Source organism: Streptomyces sp. NPDC024555 (assembly GCF_055559335.1).
In genome coordinates this window covers 110,747-127,144 of the sequence record NZ_JBVHKV010000004.1, presented here as the reverse complement: position 1 = coordinate 127,144, position 16,398 = coordinate 110,747, and the positions used below count along the sequence as shown (strand labels likewise).

The 16,398-nt window shown below is 73.7% G+C and carries 11 protein-coding genes; 4 read left to right on the top strand and 7 right to left on the bottom strand.

All coding sequences use genetic code 11. The annotated features are described in order from the left end of the window. The first annotated feature begins 131 nt into the window (after positions 1-131). The 4 genes from ACZ4FH_RS08230 (at position 132) to ACZ4FH_RS08215 (ending at position 4,578) form a co-directional block, all read left to right on the top strand. Positions 132-1,583, top strand: a complete 1,452-nt coding sequence (locus ACZ4FH_RS08230) for a Cys-Gln thioester bond-forming surface protein (RefSeq protein ID WP_467303204.1) — start codon at positions 132-134, stop codon at positions 1,581-1,583. Between the two features lie 207 nt (positions 1,584-1,790). Further along, positions 1,791-3,455, top strand: coding sequence for an energy-dependent translational throttle protein EttA (gene ettA, locus ACZ4FH_RS08225; protein ID WP_467303202.1), 1,665 nt, complete (start codon positions 1,791-1,793; stop codon positions 3,453-3,455). 5 nt (positions 3,456-3,460) lie between these two features. Beyond that, complete coding sequence (locus tag ACZ4FH_RS08220) at positions 3,461-3,883, top strand: acyl-CoA thioesterase (RefSeq protein ID WP_383651301.1); 423 nt, start codon at positions 3,461-3,463, stop codon at positions 3,881-3,883. Continuing rightward, positions 3,880-4,578 carry a DUF8010 domain-containing protein gene (locus ACZ4FH_RS08215; protein WP_467303200.1) on the top strand — a complete coding sequence of 233 codons (699 nt, stop codon included), beginning with the start codon at positions 3,880-3,882 and terminating at the stop codon, positions 4,576-4,578. Before ACZ4FH_RS08220 ends, ACZ4FH_RS08215 begins: the two co-directional genes overlap by 4 nt. A gap of 16 nt (positions 4,579-4,594) precedes the next feature. Here the strand turns inward: ACZ4FH_RS08215 and ACZ4FH_RS08210 are convergent, their stop codons facing one another. The 7 genes from ACZ4FH_RS08210 to ACZ4FH_RS08180 form a co-directional block, all read right to left on the bottom strand. Beyond that, on the bottom strand, positions 4,595-5,644 hold the full coding sequence (locus ACZ4FH_RS08210) for a DUF2804 domain-containing protein (RefSeq protein ID WP_467303198.1): 1,050 nt from the start codon (positions 5,642-5,644) through the stop codon (positions 4,595-4,597). 85 nt (positions 5,645-5,729) lie between these two features. Beyond that, the gene (locus tag ACZ4FH_RS08205; protein WP_467303197.1) at positions 5,730-6,692 is read right to left on the bottom strand and encodes an ABC transporter ATP-binding protein; all 963 of its coding nucleotides are present in this window, start codon (positions 6,690-6,692) and stop codon (positions 5,730-5,732) included. Next, on the bottom strand, positions 6,689-9,502 hold the full coding sequence (locus tag ACZ4FH_RS08200) for an ABC transporter permease (RefSeq protein WP_467303196.1): 2,814 nt from the start codon (positions 9,500-9,502) through the stop codon (positions 6,689-6,691). Before ACZ4FH_RS08200 ends, ACZ4FH_RS08205 begins: the two co-directional genes overlap by 4 nt. 1 nt (position 9,503) lies before the next feature. Further along, the gene (locus ACZ4FH_RS08195; protein ID WP_467303194.1) at positions 9,504-12,824 is read right to left on the bottom strand and encodes an FtsX-like permease family protein; all 3,321 of its coding nucleotides are present in this window, start codon (positions 12,822-12,824) and stop codon (positions 9,504-9,506) included. Positions 12,825-13,027: 203 nt separating this feature from the next. Next, positions 13,028-13,432 carry a globin gene (locus tag ACZ4FH_RS08190; protein ID WP_467303193.1) on the bottom strand — a complete coding sequence of 135 codons (405 nt, stop codon included), beginning with the start codon at positions 13,430-13,432 and terminating at the stop codon, positions 13,028-13,030. A 118-nt stretch (positions 13,433-13,550) separates the two neighbouring features. Then, on the bottom strand, positions 13,551-14,864 hold the full coding sequence (locus ACZ4FH_RS08185) for an FHA domain-containing protein (protein WP_467303192.1): 1,314 nt from the start codon (positions 14,862-14,864) through the stop codon (positions 13,551-13,553). Between the two features lie 108 nt (positions 14,865-14,972). Beyond that, positions 14,973-16,301, bottom strand: a complete 1,329-nt coding sequence (locus tag ACZ4FH_RS08180) for a vWA domain-containing protein (protein ID WP_467303190.1) — start codon at positions 16,299-16,301, stop codon at positions 14,973-14,975. Positions 16,302-16,398 lie beyond the last annotated feature (97 nt).

Below are 16,398 nucleotides of genomic sequence, written 5' to 3'. Positions count from 1 at the left end.
ACGGTATGACGGGGGACTGTTCTACGCCCGGTCTTTAGGATTCCTCGGTACTCACAGGGCACTTGAGTCGGCTGGCGGGACATTCCCCACACACGTACCGGACGTGAGGGTCTCGCCCGGAGGGGAATTCTGTGTTTTCTGCTTCTTCAGCGACCGGTCCGTCATCGACGGCGGCGTCCGACACCGGGCGGAGACGGGGCACGACCCGGCTGGCAGCCACGCTGGTGGCGACCGGTCTGGTCATGGCCGGCGCGCTCACCGGGGCGGGCGGCGCCGTCGCCGACGAGGCACCCGCGCACCAGGGCGGCGCAACCGCCGTGCTCGACGGACTGAAGACCTTCGACAGCGCGATCCTGCGGACGAACGGCAAGAGCCAGAAGCTGCCCGCCGGGCTCTTCGAGATGACCGTCGACGGCGGCGGCAGGCTCAAGACGTACTGCATCGACATCCACAACCCCACCCAGGACCAGGCGAAGTACCTGGAGACCCCCTGGAACCAGACCTCGCTCGGCACCAACAAGAACGCCGGGAAGATCCGCTGGATCCTGGAGCACTCCTACCCGCAGATCGACGACCTCCAGGCGCTCGCGAAGCAGGCCCGCACCGGCCCGCTCACCGAGCGGACCGCGGCGGCCGGCACCCAGGTCGCCATCTGGCGCTACTCGGACGACGCCGACGTCCGGGCATCCGACAAGCAGGCGGAGAAGCTGGCCGACTGGCTGGAGAAGTCGGCGAGCAACAGCGCCGAGCCCAAGGCCTCCCTCGCCCTGGACCCGGTCGCCGTCTCCGGCCGCTCCGGGCACCGGGTCGGCCCGGTCACCGTGCGCACCAACGCCGGTCAGGTCGGTGTGACCCCGCCGGCCGACGCCGCCAGCGGTGTCCGGATCACCGACAAGAAGGGCAAGCCCGTCACCACGGCGGTCAACGGCACCCAGCTCTGGTTCGACGTCCCGGCCGGGGCCGCCGACGCCTCCGCCGCGCTGACCGTCCAGGCCACCACCTCCGTCCCGGTCGGCCGCGCCTTCGCCGGGGCCACCCGGAGCCAGACCCAGATCCTGGCCGGCTCCAGCGAGTCCACCGTCTCCGCGACCGCCACCGCCACCTGGGCCGGAAAGGGCGCCATCCCCGCGGTCACGGCGAAGAAGAACTGCGCCAAGGGCGGCGTCGACGTCACCACCCGCAACACGGGCGACGAGCCGTTCACCTACGAGCTGGCCGGCGCCGAGCACACCGTCGCCCCCGGCCGCACCGAGACCGTCACGGTCCCGGTCGCCGAGGACCAGGCGTACGACGTCACGGTCACCGGGTCCGACGGCTTCACCCGCACCTTCAAGGGCGTCCTGGACTGCCTGACCGCCGGGACCGGCACCGACGGCCTCACCACCCAGACCGCCGAGCAGCCCACCACCACGACCGCCACCGCCGGCGGCACCGCCTCCGCCTCCGGCCCCGAGGGCAACCTCGCCGAGACCGGCAGCTCCAGCGCCACCCCGCTCATCGCGGGCATCGCGATCGCCCTGGTCGTCATCGGCGGCGGCGCGGTCTTCGTCCTCCGCCGCCGCAACCGTCCCTCCGGCGACTGAGCACGGCCGGCCCGCCCGCGCCGACGCACCGCCGGTGACACACCGGTCACGGCCCCGGTACGGCCCCGCCACGGCGGGGCCGTACCGGGGCCGTCGCGTGAGGGGAGGGGACGGAGGCAGCCCGTGCGGTACTGGTTTCCGTCCGGGGATGGACGTCAGGCAAGATGGGGTGTATCTGCCCACACATCGATAGCCGGACGGTTTCTCTTGGCTGAGTACATCTACACCATGCGCAAGACGCGCAAGGCGCACGGCGACAAGGTGATCCTCGATGACGTCACCCTGAACTTCCTGCCCGGCGCGAAGATCGGTGTCGTGGGTCCCAACGGCGCCGGTAAGTCCACGGTGCTGAAGATCATGGCGGGACTGGAGCAGCCGTCCAACGGTGACGCGTTCCTGTCGCCCGGGTTCACCGTCGGCATCCTCATGCAGGAGCCGGAGCTCGACGAGACCAAGACCGTCCTGGAGAACGTCCAGGACGGGGCCGCCGAGGTCATGGGCAAGCTCAAGCGGTTCAACGAGGTCGCCGAGCTGATGGCGACCGACTACTCGGACGCGCTGATGGAGGAGATGGGCAAGCTCCAGGAGGACCTGGACCACGCGAACGCGTGGGACCTGGACGCCCAGCTGGAGCAGGCCATGGACGCCCTGGGCTGCCCGCCCGGCGACTGGCCGGTCGTCAACCTGTCCGGTGGTGAGAAGCGCCGCGTCGCGCTCTGCAAGCTCCTCATCGAGGCCCCCGACCTGCTGCTGCTCGACGAGCCCACCAACCACCTCGACGCCGAGTCGGTCAACTGGCTGGAGCAGCACCTCTCCAAGTACGCCGGCGCGGTCGTCGCGGTCACCCACGACCGCTACTTCCTGAACAACGTCGCCGAGTGGATCCTCGAACTGGACCGCGGCCGCGCGCACCCGTACGAGGGCAACTACTCCACCTACCTCGACAAGAAGGCCGCCCGCCTCAAGGTCGAGGGCCGCAAGGACGAGAAGCGCGCCAAGCGGCTCAAGGAAGAGCTGGAGTGGGTGCGGTCCAACGCCAAGGGCCGCCAGACCAAGTCCAAGGCCCGTCTCGCCCGGTACGAGGAGATGGCGGCCGAGGCCGACAAGATGCGGAAGCTGGACTTCGAGGAGATCCAGATCCCGCCGGGGCCGCGCCTCGGTTCCATCGTCGTCGAGGTCGAGCACCTCTCGAAGGCCTTCGGCGACAAGGTCCTCATCGACGACCTGTCGTTCACGCTGCCGCGCAACGGCATCGTCGGTGTCATCGGTCCGAACGGCGCGGGCAAGACCACGCTGTTCAAGATGATCCAGGGCCTGGAGACCCCCGACTCCGGATCGATCAAGATCGGTGAGACGGTCAAGATCTCCTACGTCGACCAGTCCCGCGCCAACATCGACCCGAAGAAGACGCTCTGGGCCGTCGTCTCGGACGAGCTGGACTACATCAACGTCGGCCAGGTCGAGATGCCGTCCCGCGCCTATGTGTCCGCGTTCGGCTTCAAGGGCCCGGACCAGCAGAAGCCGGCCGGGGTGCTCTCCGGTGGTGAGCGCAACCGCCTCAACCTGGCGCTGACGCTCAAGGAGGGCGGCAACCTGCTGCTCCTCGACGAGCCCACCAACGACCTGGACGTCGAGACCCTCTCCTCGCTGGAGAACGCCCTGCTGGAGTTCCCGGGCGCGGCCGTGGTCATCTCCCACGACCGCTGGTTCCTGGACCGCGTCGCCACGCACATCCTGGCGTACGAGGGCGACTCCAAGTGGTACTGGTTCGAGGGCAACTTCGAGTCGTACGAGAAGAACAAGGTCGAGCGGCTCGGCGCGGACGCGGCCCGTCCGCACCGCGCCACGTACAAGAAGCTCACGCGAGGCTGATCGTCTTGGCTCGTCATCTCTACAGCTGCCCGCTGCGCTGGTCGGACATGGATGCCTTCGGCCACGTGAACAACGTGGTCTTCCTCCGCTATCTGGAGGAGGCGCGCATCGACTTCATGTTCCGGCTGGCGCCGGGGGACGGTTCGCCGTCCTTCGCGGGCGGTTCCGTCGTGGCCCGGCACGAGATCGACTACGTGCGCCCGCTGGTCCACCGGCACGCGCCGGTGACCGTCGAGTCCTGGGTCACGAAGATCGGGGCCGCGTCGCTCACGATCGCGTACGAGATCAAGGACCCCGAGCAGGTCTACGTCCGTGCGTCGACGATCGTCGTCCCGTACGACCTGGCCGCGGAGCGGCCCCGGCGGATCACCGCCGAGGAGCGGCTCTTCCTCCAGGAGTACCTGGCCGAGGAGCCCGCGGCGGCATGACCGCACCCGTGCAGTCCCTGCTGTTCGCCGACCCGAGGGAGGCCGCGGATCTCGCGGCCTTCCTCGGCCGGCTGCTCCACTACGACCGGGGCGCGGCCGTACGGCTCCAGGCGTCCGGCGGCGCGCTGGCCGTGTTCGGCCGGCCGCCGTCGTTCGAGGTGCTCGCGGTCCGCGCGGTACGGCTGGACGGCACCCATGACCTCGATGTCACGGTGTCGGCCGGCGAACTGCTCGAATCGCTGGACACCGAGGGCCCCTCCGCCGGTACGGGCGGGCTGCCCGCGCCGGTGACCGGGCCGCCCTGGACCGGGGTGCTGCCCCCGCGCGGCGGCTGGCACGAGGCGCCGCCCGGCGCCCTGCCCGGCCCCGTCGAGCTCCGCGCCGCGCTGACCGCCGCCGTGACCGAGTTCCGCCGCCGCGACGAGGCGCTGCCCGAGGAACGGCGCACCCGCGCGGAGCGGGACCTCATCGGACGCGACATCTGGTCGCGCACCGTCGGGGACACCGAACTGCCGCTGCGTGCCGTCCACGCCGCCCAGGCGCTCGGCTTCCTGCGCGCCGCCCCGGACTTCCCCGTCGCCCTGCTCACCGCCGGGACCTGGCTGCGGCTGCGCACCCCCTTCGGCTCGATCGCCGTCCGGCGTGCCGGTGCGGGCGGCGGGCTCGGGGGCCTCGCCGTCTCGGTCGGCGGCTGAGGGCCGCCCGTACGCGCTACCAGCGCATGTGGACGTCCTCCGCCCAGCCCAGCAGACCCTCCACCGGGATCTCCGCGCCCTCGTCGGTGCGGATGCGCCCGTCGTAGCGGCCGAAGCACTGGTCCGTGCGGTTGGCGATCAGGCCCGCGTCCGTGCGGGTGCTGCGGTTGTGGAACGGGGTGAACGTCAGGTCGACCTGGTCGGACGACGGCGTACGGACGGTCCAGGGGGCGAGCGGGTCGGTGGCCGACCAGCGCCACTCCAGCTCCTCGCCGATCTTGCTGAGCCGGCCGTCCACGCACAGGCCGTTCTCCGTGGAGCCGGTGCCCCGGGTCCAGCGGCCGCCGAACTGGAGACCCACCGTGCGGCCCCCGGTGCGGCCGGAGGCGGCGCCCCAGTTCCAGTCGACCGTGCGCGGCCAGCGGCCGCGGCCGTGGTCCAGGACCGCCCAGGTGTCGTCCCCGTCGAAGTCCAGGTAGGCGTCGCCGACGCGGACCCGGCCCGAGGCGGGGAGCGCGGTCTGCTTGGAGGTGTACTGGAAGCGCCGGTCGTTCCACGGCACCACGACGGAGAGCGATTCGTGCCCCGGCGGGCGGGCGACCAGGAGGTCGACCTCCAGCGGTACGCGTTCCGGGGTGAGACAGCGGGCCCTGAGGCGGGTGCCGCCGGGCTCGTCGCGGATCTCGATCCGGACCTTGCCGGCGGACGGCCGCTCCGGACCCACCACCACGGGCGGGACACCGGGCGCGCCCGCCACCGCGTCGGGCAGGTGGACGCCGAAGCCGCCGGGGACGATCGCGGAGCGTTCCGTCTCCAGTCCGCCCGGCGCGTACTCCAGCAGATAGACCGTGTTCAGGGCGAGGAAGTCGAGGTCACTGACGGTCAGTGCCACCAGATGGGTGGGCGTCGTCACGCACCAGTACTCCCACCGCTTGGTGCGGCCCCAGCCGGGCAGCCGGGTCCGGTGCAACGGCCGCCGGGACCAGCCGACGGCGTCCGGGTTCAGCCGCCCGTCGGGCAGACAGAGGTCGACCGGCTCGGTGATCTCGCGTTCGGACGTCGTCATGCGCGGATCCTATAGCCGGTGCGGAGGGGGCTCGGAGCAGGTCCGGAGACGGCCCCGGGGCGGTGCGGAGCCGGTTCGGAGGCCGTCATTCCGGCTTGGGGCCGTCCGGCCACACGCCGATGTGGTCCTGCTCCAGCTCCAGCATCACCCGGTGCTCCATGCCCAGCGCCTCCGTGTAGTCCGCGGGCAGCTGGAGCCGGCCGGCCCGGTCGAGCATCGCGTACTCGCGCGCCACCTGGGACTCCTGGCCGGTCGCCGCGTCCACCTCGGTGCGGCGCAGCACCTCGAACGACGTACGGCCGTCCCGGATGGCGACCGTACGCCGGACCTCGTCGGCGACCGCCTGGTCGTGGGTGACGATCACGATCGTCGTGCCCAGCTCCTCGTTGGCCCGGCGGAACGCGGCGAAGACCTGCTCACCGGTGGCCGAGTCCAGCTCACCGGTCGGCTCGTCCGCGAGGAGCACCGAGGGGGAGTTGGCCAGCGAGACGGCGATCGCCACCCGCTGCTGCTGACCGCCCGACATCTGCTGCGGGCGCTTGTCCCGGCAGTCCTCGACCTCCAGCATCTTCAGCAGCGACTCGGCGCGCGCGGTGCGCTCGCGGGTGCGGCCCCGGCCGCGCAGCTGCATCGGCAGGGTGACGTTCTGGACCGCCGTCAGGTACGGCAGGAGGTTGCGGGCGGTCTGCTGCCAGACGAAGCCGACGATGTCCCGGCGGTAGCGCAGCCGTTCCTTCTGCCCCATGGAGAGCAGATCGCAGCCCGCGACCTTCGCCGCCCCGGCGGTGGGCTCGTCGAGACCGGCCAGGATGTTCATCAGGGTCGACTTGCCGCTGCCGGACGCGCCGACCAGCGCCAGCAGTTCGCCCTCGGCGACCAGGAGGTCCAGACCCTGGAGGGCCTGCACCTCCACCCCGTCCGTGGTGAAGATGCGCACCAGCCGGTCGCAGGCGATCAGCGCGTCGTGCCCGTAGGAGGGCCGGTCGCGGCGGGCGGTCGCCCGCTGTTCGAGCTCGGCGAGCGTGGAATCGGTCGACGGAGTCGTCATCGGGAGTCTCCTGCCCTGAGTTCGGTGATCGATCCGCGGCGCCCCGCCCACCAGGCCTGCACGCCCGCCACCGCCCCGGTCAGGACGATGACGCCGAGCGCCGGGAGGACCAGCGACCACGGATCGGTACGCAGCGGTGCGGTGTCGAGCAGGCCCGCGCCGGGCCCGGACGAGAGGGCCAGACGCACCAGGTCGATGCCCGGGGCCAGCAGGGCGATGGTCGCCCAGCCGACGAGGAGCCCGCCGCCGGCCGCCAGCAGCGCCTGCGGCAGGGCCTCGAAGCCCAGCAGCCGGCCGCCCTGGCGGGAGGTCAGCCCCATGGTCCGCAGCCGGGCGAGCAGCGTGGTGCGCTCCGGCGCGGTCTGGAGCAGCGAGAGCAGGACGGCGAGCAGGGCGTACCCGGCACCGGCGACGATCGCCGCCAGGTAGATCCGCTCCGCGCCGGACTGCATCGGGGTGTCGACGTAGGTGGCGCGCTCCTCGGTGCGCAGCTGTACGGCGAAGTCCTGGCCGGACTGCCGGGCCGCCGCGCGCAGCGCCTTGGCGTCCAGCGCGGAGCCGGTCAGCAGCAGTGTCGTGGTCTGCCGGTGGGTGAGCTGGGCCGAGTCCACGACGATGAAGGAGCTGCCGTCGACGGCGGGCGTACGCGGCACCGTGGCGGCGACCTCCACCTTGAAGTCCCCGGCCAGCGCCTGGAGGTCGCGCGGCCGTTCGCCGAGGCGTTCGGCGACGGACGGCGAGACCAGGGCCGGCACGATCCGGTCCTTGGGCGGCAGCGTCCCCTCGGGCACCGCCGGGCCCTTCCCCTTCAGCCGGCCGGCGGAGAAGGGGCCGAGCCCGGTGGAGCGGGCCAGCGCGGCGTACGTCTCCGGGTCGACGCCGATCAGGGTGGTGCCCTTGGCGTCCTCGATGCCGTTCTCCGCGGGCGGCAGCGCCACCCCGTACTCCACCTGGATCCGGGCGACGCCCCGTACCCCGGCGGTCTTCTCCACCGCGCGGATCAGCCCGTCCGACAGCGGGACGGAGTCGGCCTCGCCGCTGACCCGGGCGTCCGCGCCGGTGGCCCGGACCGCGGCCGAGTCGCGGGCGTCCGCGACCCCCGCCAGGACCGAACCGCCGAAGGCCGCCGTGGTCAGCGCGACCAGCAGGGCGAGCAGCGGCAGGGTGCCGGTGGCCGAGGTGCGGCCGGCGCGGGCCAGCGCCAGGAAGCCGACCGCCCCGCGCAGCCGGGACACCGACCGCAGGGCCAGCCGCAGCGGCAGCGGGTAGAGCCGGACCAGCACCACCGCGGCGATCAGCCCGACCAGCACCGGTGCGGCGCTGACCAGCAGATCGGTGCCGCCCTCGGCGCCGGTGCCGCGGCGGCGCAGCGCGGCGACGGCGCCGACGGCCAGGACCATGAGGGTCAGTTCGGCGACGGTGCGCCGGCGGGACGGGCGGGCGGTCGCCAGGTCGTCCCGGTCGACGTGGGTCTGCGGTGTGCGGTGCAGCAGGGCCGTGCGCAGCGGGAGCGCGGCGCAGACCAGGACGACGACCGCCCCGGCCCCGATCGCCGCCGGCCACAGCCGGGCCTCGCCGACGGCGACCACGGCGAGCAGCAGACCGAGCGCCCCGGCGGGCACGGCGGTGACGGCGGTCTCCGCGAGCAGCCGGCCGCCGATGCCCTTGAGCGAGCCGCCGCGGGCCCGCAGCAGGGCGAGTTCGGAGTGCCGGCGGCTCGCCAGCAGCCCGCCCGTCATCAGCAGCACCACGACGGCCACCGCGCCGATGCCGACGGCGGCGACGGTGACGACCGGCTCGATCGCGGACCGCATCCCGTCGTACGCGGTGAGGACCTCGTCCAGGTCCGTCGCCACGGTCGCCGTGGAACCGGCCACGTCCCGCATGGCCAGCAGCCCCGGGCCGCCCTCCAGCGACGCCACCGCGGTCCGCAGCTCCGGCACGTCCAGCGCGGTCAGCCGTGAGCCGTCGGGCGCGATCCGCCAGTACACCTCGGGCTGCCCGGTGGTGGAGAGCAGGGCGGGTCCGGCGTCCGGCGGGAGCAGCAGCGCGGCGATCCAGTAGTAGCGCGGCGTCTCCTTGGTGGGCTTGGCCACCAGTGAGGGCGTCCGCAGCAGCGGCTCGGCCGACCAGTAGGAACCCTCGGGGTTCTTCGGGGCGACGATGCCGGTGATCCGCACGGTCAGGATGTCGTCGCCCCGGGTGGGGACGGCGATCGTCGCGCCCGCCCTGATCCGCAGCGCCTTCGCGGTCGCCTCGGTGACGGCGGCCTCGACCTCCCGGCTCTCCAGGGTCACCCGGCCGTGCACGGCCGGCCAGGTGCCGGTGCGCAGGGTGGCGTGGTCGGGGAGACCGGACTGGGTGACGTACGTCAGCTCCGGGTCCAGTCCGTACGGACGCGGGAACCACGGCTCGTGCGCCCCGATCGGCGTCGAGGTGCGCATCCCGTACGCCGACTCGGCGGTGTCGGCGCACACCGGACCGGGCAGCCGCTTCAGGATCTCGCCGTGGACGGCGGCCAGCGTGTCCTGGCGCACCGCGGCCTCGCGGGACTCCGGGCGCAGCTCCAGTCCGGGCTGGGGGGCGCTCAGCTCCAGCACGCTGCGCGCCGGGGTGACGGCGCCCAGGTCGTGGCGGAGCCCCTTGGTCTCGTAGGCGTCGACGGAGCGGGGGAAGGCGGCGGCGAGGAACGCGGTCACCAGCACCAGCAGGGCGAACGCGCAGGCGGTTGTGGGAGCCGTGCGCAGCCGGGTGCGGACCCAGGGGGCGCAGGCGGTCGCGGCGCGGGGGAGTCTCGGTCGGGCGCTCATGTCAGTTGTCCCCCTGGGTGCGCAGCGATATCGCGGGGTCGGGGCGGCGCAGTGCCAGGGCCGCGACGATGAGCAGCGGTGCGACGGCGACCCCGGCCAGCAGCGCCGCGACCTGTCCGGCCGGCAGCTGCACCAGCACCGGCGGCACCGGCTGGGCCGCCTGCCCGGTCAGCACGATCAACGGCACGACCGCCCGGGTCAGCAGGGCCCCGAGCAGCGCCCCGACCAGCAGGGCGATCGCGATGAGCACGCCCTGTTCGGCCGCGGTCATCCGGGCCAGCTGGCGGCGCGGCGTCCCCAGCGCCCGCAGCACGGCGAACTCGGCGGACCGCTCCCGCTGCGAGCCCACCGCGGCCACCGCGAAGCCGACCGCGGCCAGGGCGGCGGCGATCACCGCGACCGCGAGGAGCGCGGACTGCGGCCCGGCCCCCAGCGGGTCGCTGACCAGGTCGTCGGCGATCTCGTCGCGCACCAGGACCTGGGCGGGGTCGGTGTCGGGCAGCGTGCGCAGCGCGGCGGCCACCTCCGCCGTCCGGCCGGGCTCGGTGCTCAGCCACCACTCGGTGGCGGTCAGCCGGGCGGTCGGGCGGTCGGCGAACACCCGGCCGAGGGAGCGCAGGTCCAGCAGGAGCGCCCCGCCGTCCCTGGCCCGCTGGGACTCGGCCGAGGCCGCGGAGGAGCCCGAGCCGGGACCGGTGGTGGGCAGCCGGTCCACGATGCGGGTGAGCGTCACCCGGACCGTCTCGCCGGCCAGGGTCACATCGATCTCCTGGCCGGGCTTCGCCCCGGTCGCCTTCAGATAGGCGGTCGTGGCCACGGCGTTGAGGGCCGGTGCCTTGGACCGGGCCGCGGTGAGCCGCACCCCGAGCACGGGCACCGAGTACACCGCCTCTTCGGCGTCGACCGATCCGGTGGAGTAGGTGACGGCGAGCGGGGTGCCGGCCGAGGCGGTCGGGACGATCGGGGCACCCGGCTTCACATCGCCGAAGGAGTCCGCGGTCACCGCGCCCTGCCAGCGGAAGCCGTCCGGGACCGGGACCGGGTGCTCGGTGCCGTCGGCGCCGGTGGCGCGCAGCGCGCTCACGGTCAGCCGGTGCGACTCCGGGCGGGCCACCGGCTGCTTGTCGCTCAGCTCGATCCCGGTGACGGCGAAGCCGCCGGCCGGGGCCACGGCGAGGGAGACCGGGTGCGCCTTCCCGTCCACCGGGACGGACCCGACCGCGATGCGGTAGGGCAGCCCGTAGCGGTCCTCCAGGGAGACCGAGAGGACGGGCGTCATCCCGGACGGCGAGACCTTCCCGGGGGCGTCGTCGGCGGATATCCGTACGTCGAAGAGGAGGCGGGTGCTGTCCTTCGGCAGGACCAGTCCGGTGCGGGCGGCCTTCGGCGGGGTCAGGGTGTCGAAGAGCCCGTCCACCGGGCCGTTGGCCAGGTCGCCGCGCATCATGAGGTGCTCGTCGGCGTGCGCGGTGTCCAGGGCGAGGACCTCGGCGGTGCGCTCGCCGGACAGGTCCACCGTGGTGCGGAAGGCGGGCGCCGCGTCCCGGACACCGGGCAGCGAGCCGTACGCCCCGGCCTTCGCCGGGTCCCCGCTCACGGCTCCGGTCATCCGGACCGGGGCACCGGCCCGGAAGTCCGCCTGGTCGCTCTGCGAACGGTTCCACGAGGCGCTCTGGCCGATCGCCAGCATGCCCATGGCCACCGCGAGGACCAGCAGCAGCACCGGACCGGCGCCGCGCAGCGGGCGGCGGCTGAACTGCCAGCCGGCCAGCGCCGTGGCCAGGCCCCGGCCGCCCGCGGCGCGGCGTTCGGCGAGCTTCGCGGCCGGCGGCAGCAGCCGCAGCGTCAGCACGGTCCCGGCGAGCAGGGCCAGGGCGGGCGCCGCCACCAGCAGCGGATCGATGCCGAGGTTGCCCTCGCGGTCGCCGCTCAGCGCGCCGCCGCCCGAGCCCCTGGTCTGCCGGTCCAGCTGCCAGTACGCCACGGCCGCGATCAGCAGCAGGGCCACGTCCGCGCCGGCCCGCACCGGTCCGGGCAGCGCGGCGGCGCGGGTGGAGCGGCGGGTCCCGGCGCTGGCCGCGAGGGCCGGGGCGACCACGGCCAGCGCGCAGGCGAGCGCGGTGACGGCGGCGACCAGCCACACCTGGCCGGTGACCCCGGAGTCCAGCCGCAGCCCTATCCGGGAGAGGTCGCTGCGGTCCGCGAGGAGCCGGGTCAGCGGGCCGGAGAGCAGCGGGGCGACGACGGCGGCCGGCAGCGCGAGCAGCAGTGCCTCGATCGCCGCGAGCGAGGTGATCCGGGCCCGCGATCCGCCGCGCGCCCGCAGGAGTTCGGTCTCGCCGCCGCGCTCGCTGCTGAGCAGCCGGGCCACCAGCAGCAGTGCGTAACCGGCGAGCAGCACCAGCTGCACCGCCACGATCGTCAGCGTCGAACGGGAGACCAGCAGCGAGCGGTCGATCTGTTCCAGGACGGTGGGCAGCGAGGTCTGCGCGGTGGCCCCGGTGCGGAACTCGGGCGAGGCCAGCAGCTTCTTGGGCCCGGCGGTCGCCGCGTCGTGCAGCGCGTCCATCCGGTCGGTGGTGACGGTACGGAAGTCGGCGGTGGCCAGCCAGGACGTCTCGCCGGTGCTGAGCCGGCCGGAGGCGAGCTGCGCCGGATCGGTGAGCAGCGGGCCGTAGGTCGTGAAGACGACCTTGCGCACCCCGCGCCCGCCGAGGTCGTCCAGCTGCCAGTACGGATCGGACTGGTCGGCGGCCCTGTAGAGGCCGGTGACCAGGATCTCGGCGGGCGGGCCGCTCAGCCGGTCGGTGAGCCTGAGCCGGGCGCCGGGCTTCAGCCCGAGGGCGTCGGCGGCGGCGACGGGCAGCGCCACCTCGACGGGGGCCCCGGCCTTCCCGGCACCGGCCGCGGGCAGCCGGCCCCCGGCGAGCCGGATCCGGCTGCGGTCCAGCGCGGCGAAGTGGGTGAGGTCGGGGTCGCCCCGGCGGGCGGCGGGGTCCTGGAGGCTGCGCGGCAGCGCGTACGGGCCGGTGGCCTCCAGGGTCCGTACGGTGACCGGGAGCCCGTCGAAGGTGGTGCGGGCGGTGCGGCGCGCGGTCGCGTCGGCGGCGTCCCGCTCGGCGGGCTCCACCGGCGCCGAGACGGTCAGCGTGGCGGAGGCGGCGGAGCGGTGGGTGAGGGTGTGGCGCAGCGCGGCGTCACCGATGGAGCCGGAGAAGGCGGTGAGCGCCGCCAGCACCGAGGTGGTGAGCAGGACGGCCAGGACCGCGGCTGCCAGCAGGAGCCGGTGGGCCCTCACCCGCAGAAAGACGAACCCCGTCACCTGGCCCCCTTGTCAGCACTCGCAGCGCACTCACCCGCCCCCCGGCGCGTCGTACGGATGCTGTCAGACGGCGGTCCGTCCGGGAAACCGCTTACGTGCGGACCTGGGTAGACCTTGATGGGATTGTGATCGATATCCGACTGTGGAGTACCGCATTCCGCACACGCGTGACCGCCCCGCACGCTGAGTGAGGGATTCCGGTCTCAGCCCTCGGTGTTGACCATCGACGCCGCCGCGTAGGTCAGGTAGTCCCACAGCTGCCGCTCGTGCTCCGGGGCGAGCCCCAGCTCGTCCAGCGCCGCCCGCATATGGCCCAGCCAGGCGTCGTGCGCGGCCCGGTCCACCCGGAACGGCGCGTGCCGCATCCGCAGCCGGGGGTGGCCCCGCCGCTCGCTGTAGGTGCGCGGACCGCCCCAGTACTGCATGAGGAACAGCGCGAACCGCTCCTCGGCCGGGCCCAGGTCCTCCTCCGGATACATCGGCCGCAGCAACGGGTCCCCGGCCACCCCCTGATAGAAGCGGTGGACCAGGCGGCGGAACGTCTCCTCGCCGCCGACCTGCTCGTAGAAGGTCAGCTCCTGCAGCGTGTCGCGCGGATTCTCAGTCACCCGTCCATGGTCGCAGACGCCGCCGCCGGACACGGGGGCCCGGGGAGGATCCCCCGCACAGCACGGCGGCCGGTACGGGAGTCGCCCTCCCGTACCGGCCGCCCAGGTGCGCCCGCCGTCAGTCCCGGCGGATCCTGATCGTCGTCCACGCCCCGACGTGCACCTGGTCGCCGTCCTGGAGCGGAACGGGGACATAGGGCTGGATCGGGTCCTCGGCACCGTTCAGCGTGGTGCCGTTGGTGGAGTTCTGGTCCACCACGGCCCAACTGCCGTCCGGCTGCTGCACCAGCACCGCGTGCTGGTGCGAGACGCCCGGGTCCTCCGGCGGCACCGACAGGTCGATGTCCGGGGACTCGCCCGTGCTGTGCCGGCGGCGGCCGATGGTGACCTGGGTGCCGGTGAGCGGCAGCTGCTGCTCGGGGGAGTACGCCGGCAGGTTCAGCCCGGTGGCCTCCGGGCCGCTGCGCTGCATCATCGCCAGGAAGTACTCACGGTCCGGGGCGATGACCGCCGTCCAGTTCATGGACTGCGGGGCCGGCGGCTGCACCGGTCCCTGGCCCGCGCCCTGGTGCGGGCCCTGGTTGGGGCCGGAGCCCTGGTGCGGCCCCTGGTTCGGACCGGGGAACGGCGGCTGCTGCGGGCCCTGCGCCTGCGAGGGCGGCGAGAGCAGCCAGTCGTCACCGCCGGCCTGCGGGGCCTGCGGCTGCGGCGGGGCCGGCGGGCCGGGCTGCTCGAAGACCGGAGGAGCCGTCTGCTGCTGGAACGCGGGAGCCGCGGCCTGCTGCTGGAACGGCGGCGGGGGCGAGCCCTGCGGCGAGTTCTGCTGCTGGGCGTGCTGCTGCCCCTGCGGGAATCCGGGCGGCGCACCCTGCGGACCGCCCTGCGGCCCCTGCTGCTGGAACGGCGGCGGAGGCGGCGGCCCCTGCTGGCCCTGCGGCTGGAACGGACCCGGACCCGGACCCGGCGGACCGGGGCGGTCGGGACCCGAGGAGAGCGGCTCGGCCGGCCGGTTCATCTGCGAGGGCCGCGAGCTCTGGTAGTCGAAGGGGTCGCGCTGCTGCGGCGGGCCCGGAGGCTGCTGGGCCTGGAAGCCCGGCGGGAGGTTGAGCCCGGGGACCGGACCGGCTCCCGGAGCCCCCGGCTGCGGCGCCAGCGGGGTGTACGACGTGGCCGTGTTCGTCAGGAAGTTCCAGCGGCACTCCTCGCAGAACGGGGCCATGGCCTCGCGCGGGGTGCGGCACTGGGGGCAGAGTTCGGCCTGCTGGGTCGCGTCGGGCCCCTGGGGCTGCGGATATCCGTAGCCGGGCGCGGGCGGCGGGGGAGGCGGCGGGGGCACCGCGCCCGCGGGCGCGCCCGGTCCGGCCATGCGGTGGCCGCAGACCTCGCACCAGTCCTCGGAACCCGACTGGTGTCCGTTCGGGCAGGTCGGCATGTCGGCGCTTCCCTCCTTCCTCGTCCGGCCGCGGGGGCCGTCATTTTTCTTCGTGCGCAGCCGCCCGGACCTCGTCGGCCGGGCGGCTCGTCGGTGCCGGTGGCGGGATTACTTCTTGACGCGAACGGTCTTGGTGGAGCGCGTTTCGAGGGTCATCTCGTCCGCTTCCGCGACCTTCGCCTTCAGTCGCACAGTACCCGTCGCCGCGTCGACGACGTCTACCACCTTCGAAAGCAGTTTCGCAGTGTCCTCGTTCCCGGACGCCGATGCCAACTGCACCGCGCGGCCGAGTTTGGCCGTCGCCCCGTCGAAGTCTCCCGACTTGCGGGCATCGAGCCCCTGCTGGATCACTTGTGCCAGTTCCGCCTGACCCGTGTAGTGCGCCACCTGCGGATTGATGGAGGTCGAGGCCGCCATGTCGTCCGTCCACACCGCCCGTACCAGCCCCTGCGAGAGCGTCTGCGGCGCCCCGCCCGCGGGGTCGGGAAGAATGAGCGAGACCCGGGCCGCGAGCATCTCCTGGCCGATGCCGGCCTCCGGCACCCGTACGCACACGTGGTAGTCGCGGGACTCGTCGCCCCAGGAACCGGTGGGGTAGTCGCCCGCCCGCGGCCCCGCCTCGGTGCGGCGGTCGGTCAGTTCGGCGACCGTCGGCGCGACCTGCTTGACGAACTTGATCTCCACGCCGACCGGGGTCCAGAGCCGCAGCGCCACGTCCGCGACCTCCTTGCCCATCGCGTTCTCCATCATCTGCGTGAAGTCCGCGGCCAGCCCCGCGGGATCGGCCACGATGTCGGCGGTGCCCAGCATCGCGGAGGCGATCCCTGTGACCTCTTTCACTTCCCAGTCGGTGCCGACACCGCGCGCGTCACAGGTGAACCGGCCGGCGCAGGAGTCGAGCGCGGCCTTCAGGTCCTCGGGCGACTCGTGCTCGTTGCGCCCGTCGGTCAGCAGGATCCCGTGCCGGATCTCCACGTCCGCGGCGCCCAGCAGCCGGTCGGCCAGTCGCAGCCAGGTCCCGATCGCCGTGCCGCCGCCCGCGCTGAGCCGGCGCAGCGCCTCCTTGGCCTGGGCCCGGGTCGTGGCGTCCGCGACCGCCAGGCGGCCGTTGCCCGGGTAGACCTCCTTGGCCACGTGCGTCCCGCCGACCACGGCGAAGGAGGTGCCGTCGCGCAGGGTGTCGATCGCCGCGGCCGTCGCGTCCCGGGCATTGCGCATCTTCGTCGGCGGATAGTCCATCGACCCCGAGCAGTCGACCATGATCACCACCGCCGCCCCGGCCGCGCCGCCCGTCAGCGGAACACCGCCCGTGGTGCCGCCCCCGGTGGAGGTGACGGTGATGATGCCGTTGACCTCGCGGCCGCCCTCGGGCAGGTACTCGTTCTGGTACACCTCGACGGAGAACTGCGGCACGTTCGACTTGGAGAAGTTGGCCATCTGATCGGCTCCTTGAGGCTCCACTCGTCAGGTGGAGGCCGTTTTACGGACAAAAGACGTCGTAGGGGGGTGGCCGGCGCTGCCGCCGGGCGCGGAC

Coding starts and splice junctions, on each gene's coding strand:
- ACZ4FH_RS08210 (WP_467303198.1), bottom strand. CDS start 5,644: ATGACGACGTCCGAACGCGAGATCACCGAGCCGGTCGACCTCTGTCTG.
- ACZ4FH_RS08205 (WP_467303197.1), bottom strand. CDS start 6,692: ATGACGACTCCGTCGACCGATTCCACGCTCGCCGAGCTCGAACAGCGG.
- ACZ4FH_RS08180 (WP_467303190.1), bottom strand. CDS start 16,301: ATGGCCAACTTCTCCAAGTCGAACGTGCCGCAGTTCTCCGTCGAGGTG.
- ACZ4FH_RS08215 (WP_467303200.1), top strand. CDS start 3,880: ATGACCGCACCCGTGCAGTCCCTGCTGTTCGCCGACCCGAGGGAGGCC.
- ACZ4FH_RS08200 (WP_467303196.1), bottom strand. CDS start 9,502: ATGAGCGCCCGACCGAGACTCCCCCGCGCCGCGACCGCCTGCGCCCCC.
- ACZ4FH_RS08185 (WP_467303192.1), bottom strand. CDS start 14,864: ATGCCGACCTGCCCGAACGGACACCAGTCGGGTTCCGAGGACTGGTGC.